General features: G+C 63.1%; 14 protein-coding genes. 11 read left to right on the top strand and 3 right to left on the bottom strand.

Going from position 1 to position 19,448, the window contains the following annotated elements:
- Positions 1-2 precede the first annotated feature (2 nt).
- From PQQ51_RS03150 to PQQ51_RS03110, 9 genes are all read left to right on the top strand, one after another.
- The gene (locus PQQ51_RS03150) at positions 3-857 is read left to right on the top strand and encodes a MurR/RpiR family transcriptional regulator (protein ID WP_408494750.1); all 855 of its coding nucleotides are present in this window, start codon (positions 3-5) and stop codon (positions 855-857) included.
- Positions 858-1,006: 149 nt separating this feature from the next.
- A complete protein-coding gene (locus tag PQQ51_RS03145; RefSeq protein WP_408494749.1) occupies positions 1,007-2,332 on the top strand; it encodes an aspartate aminotransferase family protein in 1,326 nt (441 codons plus the stop codon).
- A 40-nt stretch (positions 2,333-2,372) separates the two neighbouring features.
- Positions 2,373-2,927 carry a carboxymuconolactone decarboxylase family protein gene (locus tag PQQ51_RS03140; RefSeq protein ID WP_408494748.1) on the top strand — a complete coding sequence of 185 codons (555 nt, stop codon included), beginning with the start codon at positions 2,373-2,375 and terminating at the stop codon, positions 2,925-2,927.
- A gap of 299 nt (positions 2,928-3,226) precedes the next feature.
- On the top strand, positions 3,227-3,652 hold the full coding sequence (locus PQQ51_RS03135) for an OsmC family protein (RefSeq protein WP_408494747.1): 426 nt from the start codon (positions 3,227-3,229) through the stop codon (positions 3,650-3,652).
- 166 nt (positions 3,653-3,818) lie between these two features.
- Positions 3,819-4,673: an isocitrate lyase/PEP mutase family protein gene (locus tag PQQ51_RS03130; protein ID WP_408494745.1), complete on the top strand. Its 855-nt coding sequence runs from the start codon at positions 3,819-3,821 to the stop codon at positions 4,671-4,673.
- A 111-nt stretch (positions 4,674-4,784) separates the two neighbouring features.
- A complete protein-coding gene (locus PQQ51_RS03125; protein WP_408494744.1) occupies positions 4,785-6,107 on the top strand; it encodes a TIGR00366 family protein in 1,323 nt (440 codons plus the stop codon).
- 96 nt (positions 6,108-6,203) lie between these two features.
- A complete protein-coding gene (locus PQQ51_RS03120; RefSeq protein ID WP_408494742.1) occupies positions 6,204-6,836 on the top strand; it encodes a TetR/AcrR family transcriptional regulator in 633 nt (210 codons plus the stop codon).
- Between the two features lie 31 nt (positions 6,837-6,867).
- A complete protein-coding gene (locus tag PQQ51_RS03115; RefSeq protein WP_408494741.1) occupies positions 6,868-8,337 on the top strand; it encodes an MFS transporter in 1,470 nt (489 codons plus the stop codon).
- Positions 8,338-8,844: 507 nt separating this feature from the next.
- The gene (locus tag PQQ51_RS03110) at positions 8,845-9,117 is read left to right on the top strand and encodes a YodC family protein (RefSeq protein ID WP_408494740.1); all 273 of its coding nucleotides are present in this window, start codon (positions 8,845-8,847) and stop codon (positions 9,115-9,117) included.
- Positions 9,118-9,210: 93 nt separating this feature from the next.
- Here PQQ51_RS03110 and PQQ51_RS03105 read toward each other — a convergent pair whose 3' ends face one another.
- Entirely contained in the window at positions 9,211-9,525 is a 315-nt protein-coding gene (locus PQQ51_RS03105; protein WP_408494739.1) for a superinfection immunity protein, read from the bottom strand.
- Positions 9,526-9,646: 121 nt separating this feature from the next.
- Between PQQ51_RS03105 and PQQ51_RS03100 the strand changes: the two genes are divergently transcribed.
- Together PQQ51_RS03100 and PQQ51_RS03095 are read left to right on the top strand one after the other, a co-directional pair.
- Complete coding sequence (locus tag PQQ51_RS03100; protein ID WP_408494737.1) at positions 9,647-11,110, top strand: M20 family metallopeptidase; 1,464 nt, start codon at positions 9,647-9,649, stop codon at positions 11,108-11,110.
- A 514-nt stretch (positions 11,111-11,624) separates the two neighbouring features.
- Complete coding sequence (locus PQQ51_RS03095; protein ID WP_408494736.1) at positions 11,625-12,512, top strand: crotonase/enoyl-CoA hydratase family protein; 888 nt, start codon at positions 11,625-11,627, stop codon at positions 12,510-12,512.
- Between the two features lie 59 nt (positions 12,513-12,571).
- Here the strand turns inward: PQQ51_RS03095 and pdeR are convergent, their stop codons facing one another.
- The gene (pdeR, locus tag PQQ51_RS03090; protein WP_408494734.1) at positions 12,572-14,575 is read right to left on the bottom strand and encodes a cyclic di-GMP phosphodiesterase; all 2,004 of its coding nucleotides are present in this window, start codon (positions 14,573-14,575) and stop codon (positions 12,572-12,574) included.
- 243 nt (positions 14,576-14,818) lie between these two features.
- Positions 14,819-19,348 (bottom strand): DEAD/DEAH box helicase, encoded by a 4,530-nt coding sequence (locus PQQ51_RS34460; protein WP_459252340.1) that lies wholly within the window; start codon positions 19,346-19,348, stop codon positions 14,819-14,821.
- Positions 19,349-19,448 lie beyond the last annotated feature (100 nt).

The raw sequence follows: 19,448 nt of genomic DNA, 5'->3' as shown, positions 1-19,448 counted from the left end.
GCATGCCAGACAGTTTCGACCAGCTTGCCGCGCTGATCCGCGCGCGCTTCTCCGAACTGAGTCCGCAGTTCCAGACGGGAGCGGGCTTCCTGCTCGATCATCCCGACGAAGTCGCGGTCTCGTCGATGCGCAAGGTCGCCGAGCGGGCGCAGGTGCAACCTGCTTCGCTGGTGCGGTTGTCGCAGCAACTCGGCTTTCCCGGCTGGAACGAATTGCGCAATCTGTTCGTCGCGCGGGTGCGCACGCGGCCCGAACCGCTCGCAAGCCGCGCGCGCTCGCTGGTCAAATCGAAGGATGCACTGGCGCGCGATCTGTTGATCGCGCAGCAACACAATCTCGACGTCACCTCCGCGCATAACGGTCGCGTCATCGTGGAAGCCGCGCGGCTGTTGAGGCGCGCGCCGCATGTGCAGGTGGCCGGTTTCCGCTCGTGCTACGCGGTGGCTTTCGGGCTCGTGTATGGATACCAGTTGTTCCGCTCGTCGGTGTCGCTGCTCAATGGCGAGGCCGGCACGCTCGAGATGCAATTGCGCGGCATCGCGCGCGACAGCGCGACTATCGTGATCAGCTTCGCGCCGTATTCGGTCGAAGCGGCGCGCGTGGCCGAAGCTGCATTGGAAAAAGGCAGCAAGCTGATTGCCATCACCGATAGCGCGGTGTCGCCGATCGCGCTGAATGCCGACAAAGTCCTGATTTTCTCGCACGAAAGTCCGTCGTTCTTTCCTTCGCTGGTGGCCGCGACGGCGCTCGCCGAATCGCTCGTCGCGCATCTGCTTGCGCTGGAGGGCGCGGGGGCCGTCGAGCAGCTTGCCATCGCCGAGCAATCGCTGCATGCGAAGGGCGCTTACGTGGTTTGATGCCACGCTTCCAGAATCGATCGGTTCGCGCCGTGGCGCGTCTGGATTGCTTTCGTCCCGTTTGACAACAAATGTTGTATTAAAGTATAAATGCGTGCCGATTGTTGAATGGAGGCGAACACACACGTGATCGTCCAGAAGGAGAAGCCATGTCCACCGTATTCCATCGCGCGCCGAAGCAGACGTTGCCTGTTGCCGTCGCCGGTGAGGGCATCGAGATCGTCGATGCCACTGGCAAGCGCTATATCGACGCGTGCGGCGGCGCTGCCGTCTCGTGCCTCGGCCACAGCAATCAACGCGTAATCGATGCGATCAGGCGGCAGTCGCAGCAATTGCCATATGCGCACACGTCGTTCTTTACAACCGATGTCGCCGAAGAACTCGCAGATCGGCTGGTGGCGAGCGCGCCGCGAGGACTCGAACACGTGTACTTCGTGTCCGGCGGTTCGGAGGCGATCGAGGCTGCGCTGAAGCTGGCCCGGCAATACTTCGTCGAGAAGGGCGAGTTGCAGCGTCGTCATTTCATCGCGCGGCGGCAGAGCTATCACGGCAACACGCTCGGCGCGCTTGCGATCGGCGGCAATGCATGGCGGCGCGAGCCGTTCCTGCCGATCCTGATCGAAGCGCATCACGTGAGCCCGTGCTACGCATACCGCGAGCAGCGCGCCGACGAAACCGACGAACAGTTCGCGCAGCGTCTCACTGACGAACTCGAACAGAAAATCCTCGAGCTCGGCGTGGATAACGTCGCCGCGTTTGTCGCGGAGACGGTGGTGGGCGCGACGGCGGGCGCGGTGCCGCCGGTACGCGAGTACTTCCGCAAGATTCGCGCAGTGTGCGACCGTTACGGCGTGCTGCTGATCCTCGATGAAATCATGTCGGGCATGGGCCGCACCGGCTATCTGTACGCGTGCGAGGAAGACGGCGTCGCGCCGGATATCCTGACCATCGCCAAAGGACTCGGCGCCGGATATCAACCGATCGGCGCGACGCTGGTGAGCGAGCGGATCTATCAGGCGATCGTCGGCGGCTCGGGGTTCTTTCAGCACGGTCATACCTATATCGGTCACGCGACCGCGTGCGCCGCCGCGCTCGAAGTCCAACGCGTGATCGCAGAAGACAATCTGTTGCCGAACGTGCACGCTCGCGGCGAACAGTTGCGCGGCCGTTTGCACGAACACTATGCGCAGCATCCGCATATCGGCGACGTGCGGGGGCGCGGACTTTTCGTCGGCATCGAGCTGGTGAAAGATCGTGCGAGCAAAACGCCGTTCGACCCGGCGCTCAAACTGCATGCGGCCATCCGGCGCGAGGCTTTTACACGTGGCCTGATGGTGTATCCGATGGGCGGCACCGTCGACGGCAAGATCGGCGATCATGTGCTGCTGGCGCCGCCGTTCATCTGCACGGCGCGCGATATCGACGAGATCGTCAACCGGCTGAGCGACGCGATCGCGGCTGCGCTGCCGGCCTGAACCACTGAACCACTGACCCTGCGACTTCGAGAGATTTGCCATGACCGACCGCCTGCCGCATTTCGACACGGCACACGCCACCCCCGAGCAAAAGGCCGTTCTCGACGAGATTGTGTCGGGTCCTCGCGGCAATCTGAACGGCCCGTTTCTCGGCTGGATTCACAGCCCGGAGCTGGCTCAACAGGCGCAGCGTCTCGGCGCGTTCTGCCGCTATCGAACAGGATTGCCGTTACGTCTTTCCGAACTGGCAATTCTGGTGACGGCGGCACGCTGGCAGGCGCAGGCGGAGTGGTACATCCACTATCCGATCGCGCTGCAAGCCGGCGTGCGCGAAGCGGACGCCGAGGCGATCCGCGACGGGCAGCGTCCCGCTTTTGCCGATGCCGACGACGCATTGATTCACGACTTCGCGAGCGAGTTGTACGACACCAAACGAGTGTCGGACGCCACCTACGCGCGAGCGATCGAGCGTTTCGGCCATGAGGTGGTGATCAATCTCGTCGGCCTGCTCGGCTACTACGCGCTGGTCGCGATGACGCTGAATGTGTTCGACATGCGCGCGGTGGGACAGCAGAGCTTGCCATTTGCCGAGTAGTCGTTTCGGTCGCTTCGATCGGTAAAAACCCGATGCTGTCGATCAAAAATTGCCGCGTACTCCGCTTCGATCGGTAACGTCTTCCATTGCTCGCATCGTCACGACACCGGCACACAGAAGCGCCTATCATGAAGTTCGGTCCACGCCCGCGCCTGCGGCGCCGCGCGACGCGTCTCAGAGGAAGTCCCTCGAACAACTTGCGACCGATGCCGAATCCGCAACCACCTGGCGGGACCGTGGCGGCGGGCATCAGATCCGGTCGTAGCGCGCGTAAAGCAGGCACACAAAAGGAGAGAGCGATGAAGCGCAAGGCATCAGCAGTCTGGCAAGGCGGCCTGCAGGACGGCAAGGGCTCGATTTCCACCGACAGCGGCGTCCTCAAGGAGACCCAGTACTCGTTTTCGACACGCTTCGCGGACGGCATCGGCACGAATCCGGAAGAGCTGATTGCGGCTGCGCACGCCGGTTGTTTCTCGATGGCGTTGTCGGCGGAACTGGGCAAGGCCGGCATCACGCCGGAGCGGATCGGCACGACGGCCACCGTCACGCTCGACAAGGACGGCGGCGGTTTCTCGATCACCGCGGTGCATCTCGCTGTGGCCGTGAAGATTCCCGGCGGCGACAAGGCCGCGTTCGACAAAGCCACGGCGGACGCGAAAGCGGGGTGTCCGGTGTCGAAGGTGCTGAACGCCACCATTACGCTGGACGCGAAGCTCGAAACCTGAGCCGGGGAATAACCTGCCCGCGTGACTCTTGCACGCGGGGAATGCCGGCGGCTGGACATACACAAGCACACGCAGCCACACACCGCCGGCATTGCCGCGTGTGTCCCCTCCCAACATGACGACGATCCGGCACAGCGCCGGCCGTCTCTTTCCGATGGAACCGTCGATGACAACGCAAACCGAAAAAGCACGGCAATTCCAGTCGTACCACGCATCGAGCGAAGCCTTCATCATTCCGAATCCGTGGGATATCGGCACCGCGCGTCTGCTCGCGCTCGCCGGCTTCAAGGCGCTCGCGACCAGCAGCGCGGGCTACGCATTTTCGCGTGGGCTGCCGGACAACTCGATCGGCCGCGCGCAGATGATGGTGCATCTGGCCGAAATCGCCGGCGCGAGCGATCTGCCGGTTAGCGCCGATCTGGAAAACGGCTTCGGCGACGCGCCGGAAGACGCCGCCGAAACGATCAGGCAGGCTGCGGCGGCAGGGGTGGTCGGGGGCTCGATCGAGGACGCAACCGGTCGCGCCGACGCACCGATCTACCCGTTCGAAGCAGCGGTGGAGCGCGTGCGCGCCGCGGTCGAAGCGGCGCGCGCGTTGCCATTCCCGTTCACGCTGACCGCGCGCGCCGAGAATTACCTGAACGGCCGTCCCGATCTCGACGATACGATCCGGCGCCTGCAAGCGTTTCAGAATGCCGGCGCGGACGTCCTCTATGCGCCGGGCCTGAAAACACGCGACGAAATCGCCGCAGTGGTCAGCTCGCTCGACCGTCCGGTCAACGTGCTGATGGGATTGCAAGGCGTCGTGCTCAGCTTCGACGAGTTGCAGGCGTTGGGCGTGCGGCGCGTGAGTGTCGGCGGGTCGCTCGCGCGTGCCGCGCTGGGTGCGTTTCTGCGAGCCGCGTACGAAATGCGCGACCACGGCACCTTCGAGTACACGAAGGAAGCCGCCAGCGGCAACGAGATCAATCAGCTGTTCGCGAGCGCCGAGCAGAAGTGGGGCAAGGCCGGGCCGGGCTGATATTCCAGTCACGCGGCTACCTGCTGAATCGGAGGCCTGCGAGGTAGCCTGCTAACTTTTTGTGTGCGTGGCAGAATCCCGGCCTATTCATCTAACAACGCCGGAGACCACGTGATTCAGGGTATTTCTCGATTTTTCACGCAGATCGTTCATCGCTTCCTGCCCGATCCGCTCATCTTTGCGCTGATCCTGACCGCCATCACATTTGCATTGGCGCTGGGTTTGACGCCGCAATCGCCAGTCGAGCTCGTCTACATGTGGGGCAGCGGCTTCTGGAACCTGCTCGCTTTCACCATGCAGATGGCGATGATTCTCGTGACCGGGCATGCACTTGCCACATCCGGTCCCGTCAAGCGGGCGCTGTCCGCACTGGGCGGCGTGGCGCAGACGCCTGTCCAGGGAACCATGCTGGTCGCTTTCGTCAGCGCGATCGCGTGTGCGATCAACTGGGGTTTCGGACTCGTGCTCGGCGCGATGCTGGCCCGCGAAGTGGCACGCCGCGTCAAGGGCGTCGACTACCGGCTGCTCGTTGCCGCCGCTTATATGGGCTTTCTGACCTGGCACGGAGGTTTGTCGGGTTCCGTTCCTCTTGTCGCCGCGACCAAAGGTAATCCGATGGAGAAGGTGATCGGGCTCATCCCGGTCTCCCAGACGCTGTTCACCGGCTACAACGCGTTCGTCACCATCGCGTTGATCGTGCTGCTGCCGTTGCTGGTGCGCGCGATGATGCCGAAACCCGAAGACGTCGTTTCGATCGACCCTGCGCTCCTCGTCGACGAACCGGTCGCGGCAAGAAAAATCACACCTCAGTCGACCGCCGCTGAGCGCATCGAGGAAAGCCGCACACTGTCCGTGCTCGTGGCGTTGCTGATCGTGGCCTATCTGGTTATCCGCGTCACGAAGAAGGGCTTTAGCCTCGACATCGATACCGTGAACATTGCGTTCCTCGCTGCGGGCATCCTGTTGCACGGTACGCCGATGGCCTACGCGCGCGCCGTCGCTAACGCCGCGCGCGGGACGGCCGGCATCATGATCCAGTTCCCGTTCTACGCGGGCATACAGGCGACGATGGACCACTCGGGTCTCGCCGGCGTCATCACAAACTGGTTCATCACGATCGCGACTGTGCACACCTTTCCGCTTCTGACGTTCCTGAGTTCGGCGGTGATCAATTTCGCGGTGCCGAGCGGCGGCGGCCACTGGGTGGTGCAGGGGCCGTTTGTCATGCCTGCTGCGAAGGCCATTGGCGCCGACCTTGGGAAATCGGCAATGGCGATAGCCTACGGCGAGGCGTGGACGAACATGGCGCAGCCATTCTGGGCACTTCCGGCATTGGCGATCGCAGGGTTGGGCGTGCGGGACATCATGGGGTATTGCGTGACGGCGCTGCTGTTTTCAGGCGTCGTGTTTGTCGCCGGGCTTTATCTGTTCTGAGCCCAGTCTTTCGCTGACAGAAAACTCCGGTTGCTTTCTTGAACGGATGGTCATAATATCCGTCTCATGAAGCGATCGGAACATTCGGACGAGGCCGTGACTCGAGCAAGCAAGCAATCCGCCAAAAAAGCGGGCGAGGTCTGCGTTCGGGGCAGGCCGCGCGAGTTCGACACGAACACCGTGTTGACCAGCGCGAGCCAGGTGTTCTGGAACCACGGCTATCACGCCACCTCGATCGACGACCTGTGCAAAGCCACCGGCCTTCTGCGCGGCAGCCTGTACGGCGTATTCGGCGACAAGCACGGCATCATGCTCGCCGCGCTCGACCATTACGCGGAAGGCTCGGTCGCGCGGCTGGCCGAACGGCTGAATGCGCCGGTATCGGCCGAAGAGGCGCTGCGCAACGCGCTGTTGCATTACGCGCGGGTCGCGTGCGCGCTGAGCGGCGAGCGCAGTTGCTTCATCACCAACACCGCGCTGGAAATGCAATCCGGCGACGAAGAATTACGCACCCGCGTCGCGGCCATCCAGCGGCGCATGGCGACTTTGCTGGCCGCCTCGGTGATTCGCGGCCAGGCGAGCGGCGCCTTCAATTCAACTCTCGATGAAAAAGCCGTCGGCGATTTTCTGCTGTGCGTGATGCAAGGCCTGCGCGTGCTAGGGCGGGTGGCTCACACAGAAGATGCGCTGATCGGCATCGTGGACGTCGCGATGCGTGCGCTCGTCTAATTTTTTTTGCCTAATTTTTGAACGGACAGTCATGAATTCTGAGGCCATCAAGTCGTGCCCACTGCCTGCGGCACCGTCGGCGCAGCGCTTCGAGCGCCAGGGGCTCGCGCTCGCCGTGCTGTTCGTCGGCGCATTCCTCGCGCCGCTCGACTACTTCATTGTCAATCTGGCTCTGCCGTCGATTCGCACCGGGCTGAATGCCACGGACGCGCAGTTGCAGCTCGTCGTGTCCGCTTACGCGTCGGTGTACGCCGTGTTGCTGATCACGGGCGGGCGTCTCGGCGACCTGTTCGGACGTCGTCGCATGTTCATGACGGGCATGGCGGCCTTCGTGGTCGCGTCCGCGCTATGCGGTTTTGCGACTAGCGGACACATGCTGGTGATTTCCCGCATCGTGCAGGGGATGGCCGCCGCGGTGATGGCGCCGCAGGTGCTCGCGACGATCCGCGCGGTGGTGCCGCTGCATCAGCAGACCAAGGTGATGAGCCTGTATGGCTTCGTGTTCGGGTTGTCGTCGATCGTCGGGCAACTCGGCGGCGGCGCGCTGATCACGTATCACCCATTTGGACTCGACTGGCGGATCATTTTCCTGATCAACATTCCGGTCGGCATCCTCGCTTTCATCGGCACGTGGAAGTTCGTGCCGGAAAATCAGCCCGGCACGAACACCGGCCTCGATCTCAAAGGCGTGGCGTTGCTCTCCACCGTGCTACTGCTGGTCATTTATCCGATGACGCACGGCCGCGAAGCCGGCTGGCCCGCGTGGACTTTCGTGATGTTCGCGCTCGCGGTGCCCGCGCTGGCCTTGTTCGTCGCAGTGGAGCGTCGCGTGGAGCGAGCCGGTGGCCATCCGCTGGTCGACCTGCAATTGTTCCGCAACCGGGCGTTCGCTCTCGGTCTTGTGCTCGCGTTCCTGTTCTATTGCAATAGCGCGTTCTTCCTCACCTACGGCATCTTCCTGCAGACCGGCTTGCACTGGACGCCGCTCGCGTCGGGCATCGCGATCATGCCGTTCGCGATCGGCTTCGTGATCGGGCCGCTTACGTCGCCGGCGGTGGTGAAACGCATCGGCGCCCACGTGCTGACGCTCGGCTTCTCGATGATGACGGTCGGTTTTACGGTCACGGGCTGGTCCGCCACGCATGCGGCCACGCCAGACCTGTTGTTCTACTGCGGGCTGGTGTGCGCGGGCGTCGGCCATGGCTTGCTGTTGCCGTCGATCATGCGCATTGTGTTGCTGGAAGTCGCGCCGCAGAAAGCCGGGCTTGCGTCGGGCGTGGTTTCGTCGACGCTGCAGATCGGCTCCGCGTTCGGCACGGCCGCGATCAGCGGTGCGTTCTTCGGTGCAGTCGGCGGCCACACGACGGCAGGTGCGTACGCGCAGGCGTTCCAGTTGAGCCTCGCGATCAATGCGGTTCTGATGTTCTTGTGTATCGGTTTGAGCGTGTTGCTGGTGCGGCATCAGCAACTGGTGCTGAGCCGTGCGGCGCAGCCGGTTTGAAAATATCAGGCGGGAAATCGTTTTCAGCCACAGTGTCGACGCGGTTATTAAGAGTTTTTAACAGAATTCATTTTTGGAAATGTTGAATTTACCGGCGATCCAATGATTCACAAGTAATTTTCAGTTGTACGACACCTGGAATAAACCCGAGTCGATCTCTCTGTCGCGGGTTTAGATATGACAAAAGCGCGCGCATTTTCTACATGACGCGGATCAATCCCCGGGGTAAGTTTTTCTATCGTGCAATGCCGCATGGGTAGCCCTGTGGGGTGGGTCCAGAGGGGTTTTCCCGTAACCAGGGGTAATGTGGTGAAAGAGAAAGCTATTTCAGCACCGATGAAAACGGTATCAATAAAAAGCGCTTGCGGTGGTTAAATTCGATTGTTAATCTTGGCAGGACCTTTAGAGTTTTCCTTCAGAAGACTCGCCGCGGCAAATCATCGCAACCCAAACTCATTACATGACGCAAAGGCTTAATAACGCTTAACGGTTCCTTGGGGATTGAATATGCTGACCGCCACCATCGACGCATTCCAGACACCGCCATCCGCGCGCCTCGATATCGGCGACGTGGTCACACTGAAAGAAGGCGGCCCGCGCATGACTGTCACGTACGCTGGGCCGGTGGCGCTCAACCCGGGCGACTGGCTGATCTGCGAGTGGTTCGACGAACACGGCGAACTGCGCCGCGAAATGTTTTCGCCGGACAACGTGCGGGTCGAACCGCGCTCCATTCCGGCGGGCTCCGTCGTGTGGGGTAGAATCGGTCGCGCGGCTTGAAGAACAGCGACTAGCGGCCAGGCGGCGCGAGATCGATACGCGCCTGCGCCGCGGTCGCATAGACCACACCGGTCACCACCCCACCACCCACCTTCATTTCTCCACGCGGTCGCGCGCCGGCGCACCGCGCCGCTGCACGCGCGCCATCAGCGCCGACGAAAACGCCCGCATCCGCACGATCTTGCGCGTCTCGACCACTTTCCCCGCGATGTTTTCAGGCGGGTTCGGCTGCAACGACCAGTACAGCGCGAGCAGCCAGCCGAAACCCGTCCAGCCGATGCAGGCGTTGAACAGCGCGATCGTGAGCATGTCGTGACGCTTGCGCCGGTCCGCGAGGATCGACGGCAGAAAATACAGCCCGAGCGCCACTGCTGCGGCGATGCCCTGAACGACGATGTTGCCACCCATCAATGTGCTCCACGATCCGCGACATAGGCGGTAATTGTCGCGCGAATACGGGGTTCGCGCAGCCCGCCATCGGGACTATCATGCACGTTTCGACTGAACAGATCCTTAACGGACGGCCATCATGATCTCCGACGATACGACCCGGCAAACGCAGCGCATCAACCATGACACGCTCCGCGAATTCGTAGACCGCAAATGGAACGACGAGATCGTGCCCGCGCTCACGGACTACATCGCGGTGCCGGCCAAAAGCCCGGCATTCGATCCCGAGTGGGTCAAGCACGGCTATCTGGAACGCGTGATCACGGACGCCGCGCAATGGGCCGAACAGCAGCCTGTGCGTGGTCTGAAGCTCGAAGTGATCCGCTTGCCGGGCCGCACGCCGGTGATCTTCTTCGAATCGGCGGCGACGCGCTCCGGCAGCGAAGAAACCATCGTGCTGTACGGCCACCTCGACAAACAACCGGAATTCGACGGCTGGCGCAACGATCTCGGGCCGTGGACGCCGAAGCTCGAGAATGACAAGCTGTACGGCCGCGGCGGTGCAGACGACGGTTACGCGATCTACGCGAGCATCACGGCACTGGCCGCGCTGGACGCGCAAGGCATCGAGCGTCCGCGTTGCGTCGGCCTGATCGAAACCTGCGAGGAATCGGGCAGCTACGATCTGCTGCCGTACGTCGACGCGTTGCGCGAGCGGCTCGGCAAAGTGGGGCTGGTGGTGTGTCTCGATTCGGGCGCGGGCAATTACGATCAACTGTGGCTGACCACGTCGCTGCGCGGTCTGGTCGCGGGCGATCTGGAAGTCCAGGTGCTCGACGAAGGCATTCATTCAGGCGGCTACGGCGGTATCGCGCCGTCGAGCTTCCGCATCATGCGTCAACTGTTCGACCGGCTCGAAGATTCGGCCAACGGCACGCTGCTGCCGAAGGGCTTTCATGTGCAGGTGCCGGCCGACCGTCTGCGTGAAGCGGAAGCCACCGCAAAGATTCTCGGCGACGACGTGTGGAAGAAGCTGCCGTGGGCCTGCGGCCAGGATGGTCGTCAGGTGCTGCCCACCACCACCGATCCGCAGGAAGCGCTGCTCAATTCGACGTGGCGCCCGTCGCTTTCGGTGACCGGTGCGGCCGGTCTGCCCGCGCTCGCCGATGCCGGCAATGTGCTGCGTCCGCGCACCGCGTTCAAGCTGTCGCTGCGCCTGCCGCCGCTGATCGAAGCGGAAAAGGCCGTCGCCGAATTGAAGGCGCTGCTCGAACTCGATCCGCCGTACAACGCGAAGGTCACGTTCAAACCGGACGCGGGCGCGGCGAGCGGCTGGAGCGCGCCCGATCTTGCGCCGTGGCTCGCCACTGCGCTGAACGACGCATCGCGCGAACACTACGGCGCGGATGTCGCGTACATGGGGCAGGGCGGCACGATTCCGCTGATGAACGTGTTGAAGGCCGGCTTCCCGAAATCGCAATTCATGGTGTGCGGCGTGCTCGGACCGAAGTCGAATGCGCATGGCCCGAACGAATTCCTGCACGTGCCGTATGGCAAGAAGCTGACGGCCGCGGTCGCCGACGTGATCGCCGCGGCGCCCTGATTTTCTCCACTACTTTCTACTACGCCGGGCGCCCGAATGACTCATAGCCGTGAGGCTGAGGGCGTGCCCGTCGATCGCGCCACATGGGCGCAGAGTCGCGCTTCAACGGCTTATCGACGCGATCGAAATCATTTGAATATGCAAATCGGATATTCCGTCTGTTAGCCCACAGATAGAAAAGATAAATATCCACAATTCATATTTTCTTCGGTATTTATCAATAGAAAATACTTCGACCGATTTCAATTCCGGCAATAAATTCCACATGAATGAGTGCGCCAATTTCGATGGCCGGGCGCGCTTGATTACGAGCTCATTTCGTCTATTTTCGGTGCGCAAGCGTTTGCGTCTTTCTTATCCGGCACGCTCACCGAAGTCTCCCCGCCGAGCCCCGTCCAGTGGGGCTCCCCGCGCGCGTTGCATTCATCTGTTGGTTACCCCGCTCCCATCCCATTCCGGTCTGCTTTAGGCTCGCATTGCAATACCAGCGTTTAACCTTAAAGGACCATTCAAAATGAATCTGCATAATCACCACGCCTGCCGCCCGTTCCTTGAAGCCGGCAATCTGTCGCAAATTTCCGCTTACTACGAAGAAGGCCGCAATGTCATGTGGATGATGCTGCGAGCGCAGCCGCGTCCCTGTTTTAATCTCGATCTGGTGCACGACATTCTGGGTTTGGCGCAGGCTGCGCGCGAGTCCGGTTTGCCGATCGACTTCTGGGTGACCGGCTCGCTGATTCCGACCCTGTACAACGTGGGCGGCGACCTCGATTTCTTCGCCGACGCGATCCGCTCCGGCAAGCGTCAGGCGTTGATGGCGTATGCGCGGGCCTGCGTCGATTGTGTGCACGCCGCGGCGCGGGGCTTCGATACGGGCGCGATTTCGATCGCGATGGTGGAGGGCACGGCGCTCGGCGGCGGCTTCGAGGCGGCGCTCGCGCACCATTTCCTGCTCGCGCAGACCGATGCGCGAATGGGTTTTCCGGAGATCGCGTTCAACCTGTTCCCGGGCATGGGCGGTTATTCGCTGGTCGCGCGCAAGGTGGGAATGCGGCTCGCAGAGGAACTGATCGGCATAGGGGAGTCGCACACCGCGGAGTGGCATTACGGCAAGGGTCTCGTCGACCAGTTGTTCGAGCCGGGTGACGCCTATATGGCGACGCGCACTTTCATCGACACGATCAAGCCGAAAATGAACGGGATTCGCGCGATGCTGCGGGCGCGTCAGCGCGTGCTGCAACTGTCGCGTGCCGAGCTGATGGAAATTACCGAAGACTGGGTGGACGCCGCCTTCACGATCGAGGAAAAGGATCTCGCTTTCATGGAGCGGCTGGTGCTGTTGCAGAACCGCCGGAACGCCAACCTGCGTCAGGCTGCCTCGAGCGCCGCTAACTTCGCCTGAATCGATCCGCGCGTCACTCAGCGAGCCACCACGGCAATAGCCACCGGCGCCACGGAAGCTCAGGCGATCAGTCTGAGCTTCTGCCGATCCTGCAGCCAGCGCTCGAACTCCGCAGCCGGCATTGCCTGACCGTACAGGAAGCCCTGCACATAATCGACGCCCAACCCCTTCATGAACACTTCTTCCGCTTCGGTCTCGATCCCCTCGGCGACGACCTTGAAATCGAGCTCCTGCGCGACCGCTACCATCGAACGCACCAGTGCCTGCGCTTTGGTATCGGCGTTGATCGAGCGCACGAAGCTGCGGTCGAGCTTGATCACGTCGAGTGGAATACGCCCGAGTTGCGACAGCGACGAATAGCCGGTGCCGAAGTCGTCCAGATGCACTTGCGCGCCCAATTGGCGGAACTGCGTGATCAGATCGATGGCGGCCGCTTCGTCCTCGATCAGGCAGCTTTCGGTGAGCTCCAGATCGAGCAGGCACGGGTCGAGGCTCGCGTGTTGCAACGCCTCGCTGAAATGCCGGACCACGGCCGTATCGACCAGTTGCCGCGCGGACACATTGATCGCGATACGCAGGTTGTAGCCGTCGGCTTTCCATTTCGCAGCCTGTTGCGCGGCCGTTTCCATCACCCAGCGGCCGAGTACCCCGATCAACCCCGATTCCTCTGCATAACGGATGAATTCGGCCGGCATGATCTGCCCGCGTTCCGGCGAATTCCAGCGCACCAGCGCCTCGGCGCCTTGCACGATACCGGTGGCGAGCGACAGTTTCGGCTGGTAGTGCAGCGTGAGCTGGCCTTCTTCGAGACCGCGCCGCAGATTGGTGTCGAGCCACATGTACTCGGCGACCTTGCGGTTCATGTCGGGCGAGAACACGCGATAGGTGCGCTTGCCTTCGTCTTTCGCGACATACATCGCGGTATCCGCGGAGCGGACCAGCTTTTCGAGGCTGTCGCCGTGTTCCGGACACAGCGCGATGCCGATCGAGCAGCCCGTGTACACCTCCACCAGGCCGACGCTGAACGGCGTGCGCAGCCGTTCGAGAATGCGCTGCGCGGTGGCTTCGAGTTCATGCGCGGTGCCCTTGGCCGCGAGCACGATGAACTCGTCGCCGCCGAGGCGCGCGAGCGTGTCGCCTTGGTTCAGACAGCCACTGATCGCCGACGACACATCGCGGATCAGCCGGTCGCCGAACACGTGGCCGTAGTGATCGTTGACCTTCTTGAAGTTGTCGAGATCGAGGAACAGCACGCCGATCGTTTCGCCTTCCTCAGCGTTTTCGATCGCGGTGCGGATCTTGTCGTGGATCGCGTTGCGATTGGCGAGGCCGGTAAGCGCATCGGTGTTCGCGAGTTCGGTGAGCCGTTCCTTTGCGAGCCGTTCTTCGGTGATGTCGGTGCCGGAGCAGATCAGGAATTGTTCTTCGACGCCGCTGCCGCTTTGCACGAACTTGTTGCGAAACAGAAAGAGCCGTTCGCCATGAATGGTTTTCACGCGCCGTTCAACTTCATACGACACGCCGCGATTGAAAAAGCCCGTGATGTTCTGGCTTGACGCCGCGCCGGACTCGGACGTCATGAACAACGCCCACACGTTGCGCCCGACGATGTCTTCTTCCTTGACGCCGGTGAGTTCTTCGGCAAGCCGGTTGAAGCGCTGTATACGGCCATGCCTGTCGACGATCACCACCACCGAGTTGACTTCGGAGACGACCTGTTCGGCGAACGAAAGGCCGTGAACCAGATCGCGCGCGACGGATTCCGTATCGTCGTAGGCCGATGCAGTGCCGGCCCATGTGTTGCTGGACAGTTTCTTGCCGACGAGATGCAGGCGCAGCGGTTCGCCGAAAAGCCGCACGTCGAGAACCCGATGCGAAGTAACGCCGGTGAGGCAGCGGATTTGCGATGCTTGTTGGGGATTGAGCGGAACCGCGACGTTAGCGGGCCCGTCGCCGCTCACCGGCGTCAGTTCCAGTGCGTTGCTGTCGGCCGACAGACGCCAGCATGGGCTGCTTGTGCCGAACTGCGCCAGAAGCACCTGCTCGTGTTGGTCGTCGTTCATGAGATCCCCGGGCGGTGTGTACCGGTCGGTCCGCCTCGTGGCGGTGACGGCAAACAGTCTTCATCAGATGTAAGACTCACACCATTGTAGCGAAGCGGCTGGCGTTCTGGCTTATAAACATTAACGGTATTGAAAGGGATGGGCTTTAGGGTTTTTTAGCCGCTGCGGATTTTCTACCGCATTCCTTGCGAATTTCATGCGTGCTTCATGCGTTCTTCATGCGTGTCTTCGCCGTGCCACCACTCAGAAACGCCGTGCCAGCAATGCGCGTGCCCGCTCGCGCTCGGATGGGGCTTCGTCCACGCTCTGATGAAACCAGAAGACGCCCGCGACCAGCGTCGCCACCGCCATGCCGTCGCGATATAACACGCGGTTTCCCGCGACCGCCGGCACGCGGTCGCCCACCAGCAGCGTGCCGACGAGGTTTAACGGATCTGTGCCGGCCACGCAGATAAAAGCACTATCGTTCGCATGCCGACGCATTTCCCGCAGCAACGGGATCGCTTCGGGCAACGCAAACTGCTCGCCCGCGAGACCGTTGATGAAACGGCCGCCGCGTAAGAGCCCGCGAGCTTCGAGCCGCTGATAGACGCGCAGCAGATCGCGCCACGGCGGCAGCCATTCGGCTTCGCGTTCCAGCACGCGCCAGAACACCACGCCATAGCGGCGCAACAGGCTCATTGCGACGTGTTCGAGCACGTCGGGCGCCCATTGCGGCCGCCGTGACGGCGCATCGGAAGCCGCAGCGGGCGCGGCGCGCCGGCTGACCAATGCCCAGCGGCCCGCGTCGTCCATTCCGCCGATCAGCGCGCTCGAGTGCGAGCGGGCGCGGCGGCTGCCCGACGACGCGTTACGTTTGGCGACGGGCTTCAACAACGCCCGCAAGCCCGCAAAGCTATCCGAATTGACGAGCCCAGCCGCCACGAGTTCGCCCAGCGCGTTTTCAAGCTCGATACGCAGCACGTGCACTTCGTTCATCAGTTCGTCGAAGAACATCGCGCCGTGTTGCGATAACGCGTCATGCACGCTCTGCGCGCGCGCCGACAATTCGGGCTGCTTCGCGGGATCGAGCAGCGCGCCCCACACGTTCACATGACGCCGTGGCAACAGTACGATCGGCGTGCTGCGCACCGGGCCCGTCGTGCCGCGCGCCCGTTCGGTCAGGCGGGTCCAGACGATCTTGCCCGCGCGGCATAGTTCGTCGAGCGAAGTGTTCGAATAGGCTCGCACCCGTGCGGGCAGAATGTCTTCTTCCCATGCGGCGGCCGCGGCCTGGAAGCCTTCCATCTGATCGAGCACCGCGGCGAGCGCGTCGCGTCCTTCGCTGCGCGTGTCGGGCGTCAGGTGCTGCCATGCGAACAGGAAACGCATGAAGTCGTGGCGCTCCACCGGCTCGATTTCGCGTCGTAAGCGCTTTACCGTGTATCGATGAATCCGCGCGAGCAGGTGGCGCTCGCACCATTCTTCTTCGTCGGCGCCGGGCGTGAAGCGGCCGCGCATCACATAGCCTTCCGCTTCGAGGTGCGCGAGGGTTTGCTCGATCCTGGGTGCGGGCAAACCCAACGCATCGGCGATCGCTCGCACCGGCAGCGGGCCGAAGCCGGTCAGCCGTGCGCGCAGCACGTCGAGTAGCGCGTCGTCCGCGCTCCATGACTCCGTGTAGCCCTTCGGCGGCGCGAGCGATGGGTCGAACGGCATGTCCGGATACAACGCCTGAAAACACATTACGCGTTCGACGGGCAGCCAGAGCATGTCGTCGGGTGCGACGCGCAGACGCGTCGCGCGTCCCGCTCGGGCCAGCGCGTCGAGCCACGCCGGCCAGTTTTCGTGGTTGCGCGCTTCGGCTTGCGTGATGCACGCGAGGCCGGTTAGCGCTTCGTGCATTTCGTCGGCGTTGCGCGCCTGTGGCCATGCTTCGTCGCGTACGCTGTCGATCGCGGCGGCATCCAGCGCGCCCAGGTCGTCGGCAGAGGCGGGGTCGGTCCAGCGGCGGTTCTGCACGGCTTGCGTGCGGCGTTCCTCGATCGGTGCGTCGTCGAGATACGCGTACGGTTTTGCGTTGAGGATTTCCGCGGCGAGCGGCGACGGCGCCGGCAGATCGCGCGCCACCAGTGTGAGTTCGCCTTGCTCGATACGGCGCAGCAACGCGAGCCAGCGTTCGCTGTCCATCGCGTCGTGCAGACAATCGTCGACGGTTTGGTCCACTAACGGATGGCTCGGCAACTCGCGCTCGCCGACCACGTTTTCCAGACATGCGGCCTGCTCGGGAAATACGCTGGTCAGCAGATCCTCGCTACGCATGCGCTGCAATTGCGGCGCGGTTTTACGCCCACCGGTGTAACGCGGCAGCCCGAGCGCGGTGGTCGCGTTCCAGCGCCAGCGCACGCCGAACAGCGGTGCGTCGAGCAGCGCCTGGATCAGCAGATGCTCGGCGCTGTTCGAATGCAGATAACGCCATACGTCGTCGAGTACGAACGAGTGACTGCCGGTCAGCGAAAGCACGATCGCGTCTTCGGTGGCGGCAGCTTGCAGTTCGAAATTGAACGTGCGGCAAAATCGCTTGCGCAGCGCGAGACCCCACGCGCGGTTCACACGGCTGCCGAACGGCGCATGAATCACGAGTTGCGTGCCACCCGATTCGTCGAAGAAACGTTCCATCACGAGCGTGTTTTGCGTCGGCAATACGCTTAGCGCCGCGCGGGCGCGCGCGAGGTATTCGACGATCTGACGCGCTGCGGCGGCGTCGAGGCCGAGCGTCGCGACGAGCCAGTCGATGGCCTGCTCGATGCGTCTGGCTATTGTCGCGGATGTGAGTTCGGCATTTGAACTGTCCACGCCGCGTTCTTCGTGTTCGCCTTCGAGCCAACCTGCGATCTGCTCGCGCAGGCGCGCCACGCCGAACGACAACTCGTCGCTGCGGCCCGGCGCTTCACCGAGCCAGAACGGAATGTTCGGCGGCTGTCCTTGTGCGTCCTCGACCCGCACGCGGCCGCTTTCGATCCGCAGAATCCGGTACGACGCGTTGCCGAGCTGGAACACGTCGCCCGCGAGACTCTCGACCGCGAAGTCCTCGTTGACGGTGCCGATGTTGATCGCCTGCGGTTCGAGCACGACCGCATAGTCGGCATTCTCGGGGATCGTGCCGCCCGAGGTCACCGCGACCAGCTTGCCGCCGCGCCGGCCGCGCAACGTGCCGCTCACGAAGTCGCGATGTACATACGCGCCGCGCGGCCCGTTGCGGCTCGTATAGCCTTCAGCGAGCATGCGCAGCACCGCATCGTATTGTTCGCGCGGCAGATCCGCATACGGCGCGGCGCGGCGCATCAGCTCGAAGAGCGCGTCTTCGTTCCATTCCGCGCTCGATACTTCGGCGACGATCTGTTGCGCGAGCACGTCGAGCGGCGCGCGCGGAATCCGCAGCGCGTCGAGTTCGCCGCGCTGCACGCAATCGAGCAGCGCCGCGCATTCGATCAGGTCGTCGCGCGAGGTGGGAAAGAGGCGGCCCTTCGGCATGCCGCCGACATGATGCCCCGAGCGTCCGACACGTTGCAGGAACGGCGCGATCGCGCGTGGCGAACCCATCTGGCACACCAGATCGACGTCGCCGATGTCGATGCCGAGTTCCAGCGAAGCCGTCGCGATCAGCACCCGCAACTCGCCGCGCTTCAGGCGTTGTTCGGCATCGAAACGATGTTCTTTCGCGAGACTGCCGTGATGCGCGGCCACCACGTCCTTGCCGAGCCGTTCGGTCAGATGGCGCGCGGCCCGCTCGGCCATGCGCCTAGTGTTGACGAAAATCAGCGTGGTGCGATGCTGCGCGACCAGTTCCGCGAGGCGGTCGTACACGCGTTCCCACACTTCGTTCGGCATGACTGCTTCGAGCGGCACCGGCGGAATCTCCAGCGCGAGATCGCGTGCGCGGATATGACCGACGTCGACGATCGCGCAATCCGCGGGTGTCTCGCTATCGATGCTCGCTCCGCCGACCAGAAAGCGCGCGACCGCGCTCACCGGCTTTTGCGTCGCCGACAAGCCGATCCGCGGCAAGCGCCGCTGACACAGTGCGTCGAGCCGTTCGAGGCTGAGCGACAAATGGCTGCCGCGCTTGCTGCCCGCGAGCGCATGAATTTCGTCGACGATCACCGTGCGCACCGTCGCGAGCATGCGGCGCCCCGAGTCGGAACCGAGCAGCACGTACAGCGATTCCGGCGTGGTCACGAGGATATGCGGCGCGCGCTTTTTCAACGCGTTGCGTTCCTGTTGCGTGGTGTCGCCGGTGCGCACGGCGGTGCGAATCTCGAGCGGCGGCAAGCCGCGCGCCGCGAGTTCTTCGGCGATGCCTTGCAACGGGATCTGCAGATTGAGGCGGATGTCGTTCGAGAGCGCCTTCAATGGCGACACGTAGACCACCAGCGTTTCGTCGGGCAACGCGCCGTCGTTCGCGAGGCCCGTTTGCACGAGTTCGTCGAGCGCGGACAGGAACGCGGTGAGCGTCTTGCCGGAGCCGGTCGGCGCGGCGACCAGCGTCGAGCGACCGCTGCGGATTGGCGGCCACGCGGCGCTCTGCGCGTCGGTGGGCGCGGGGAACGTTTTCAGGAACCAGCCGGCGACAGCAGGATGAAAGTCATCGAGCGCCGCGGCGGCGCGTTTGACATGGACGTGCGCGCGTTTTCGAGCCGACGGATCGGGCGCGTGTGGGTCGGGGACCGCGTCGATAGCAGTGGAGGGCGAAGCCGAAGTCATGTCGGCATAGATGGGGGCATGGCGTGCCATATCCAGAGGGCCGCGAGCGTCGGCCTGTCAGCGAGGATCAGCAGCCAGTCTCGCAGGTTTCTACGGTGTTTGCCGAGGCTCGCGCGCAGCGCGATTCACA

Source organism: Paraburkholderia xenovorans (genome assembly GCF_046030735.1).
GTDB classification, from domain to species: domain Bacteria; phylum Pseudomonadota; class Gammaproteobacteria; order Burkholderiales; family Burkholderiaceae; genus Paraburkholderia; species Paraburkholderia xenovorans_A.
The sequence above is the reverse complement of the archived record's forward strand: the minus strand, read 5'-3'. Positions and strand labels throughout refer to the sequence as shown.

Coding starts and splice junctions, on each gene's coding strand:
- PQQ51_RS03115 (WP_408494741.1), top strand. CDS start 6,868: ATGAATTCTGAGGCCATCAAGTCGTGCCCACTGCCTGCGGCACCGTCG.
- PQQ51_RS03135 (WP_408494747.1), top strand. CDS start 3,227: ATGAAGCGCAAGGCATCAGCAGTCTGGCAAGGCGGCCTGCAGGACGGC.
- PQQ51_RS03110 (WP_408494740.1), top strand. CDS start 8,845: ATGCTGACCGCCACCATCGACGCATTCCAGACACCGCCATCCGCGCGC.
- pdeR (WP_408494734.1), bottom strand. CDS start 14,575: ATGAACGACGACCAACACGAGCAGGTGCTTCTGGCGCAGTTCGGCACA.
- PQQ51_RS03130 (WP_408494745.1), top strand. CDS start 3,819: ATGACAACGCAAACCGAAAAAGCACGGCAATTCCAGTCGTACCACGCA.
- PQQ51_RS03095 (WP_408494736.1), top strand. CDS start 11,625: ATGAATCTGCATAATCACCACGCCTGCCGCCCGTTCCTTGAAGCCGGC.
- PQQ51_RS03105 (WP_408494739.1), bottom strand. CDS start 9,525: ATGGGTGGCAACATCGTCGTTCAGGGCATCGCCGCAGCAGTGGCGCTC.
- PQQ51_RS34460 (WP_459252340.1), bottom strand. CDS start 19,348: ATGGCACGCCATGCCCCCATCTATGCCGACATGACTTCGGCTTCGCCC.
- PQQ51_RS03100 (WP_408494737.1), top strand. CDS start 9,647: ATGATCTCCGACGATACGACCCGGCAAACGCAGCGCATCAACCATGAC.
- PQQ51_RS03140 (WP_408494748.1), top strand. CDS start 2,373: ATGACCGACCGCCTGCCGCATTTCGACACGGCACACGCCACCCCCGAG.
- PQQ51_RS03150 (WP_408494750.1), top strand. CDS start 3: ATGCCAGACAGTTTCGACCAGCTTGCCGCGCTGATCCGCGCGCGCTTC.
- PQQ51_RS03145 (WP_408494749.1), top strand. CDS start 1,007: ATGTCCACCGTATTCCATCGCGCGCCGAAGCAGACGTTGCCTGTTGCC.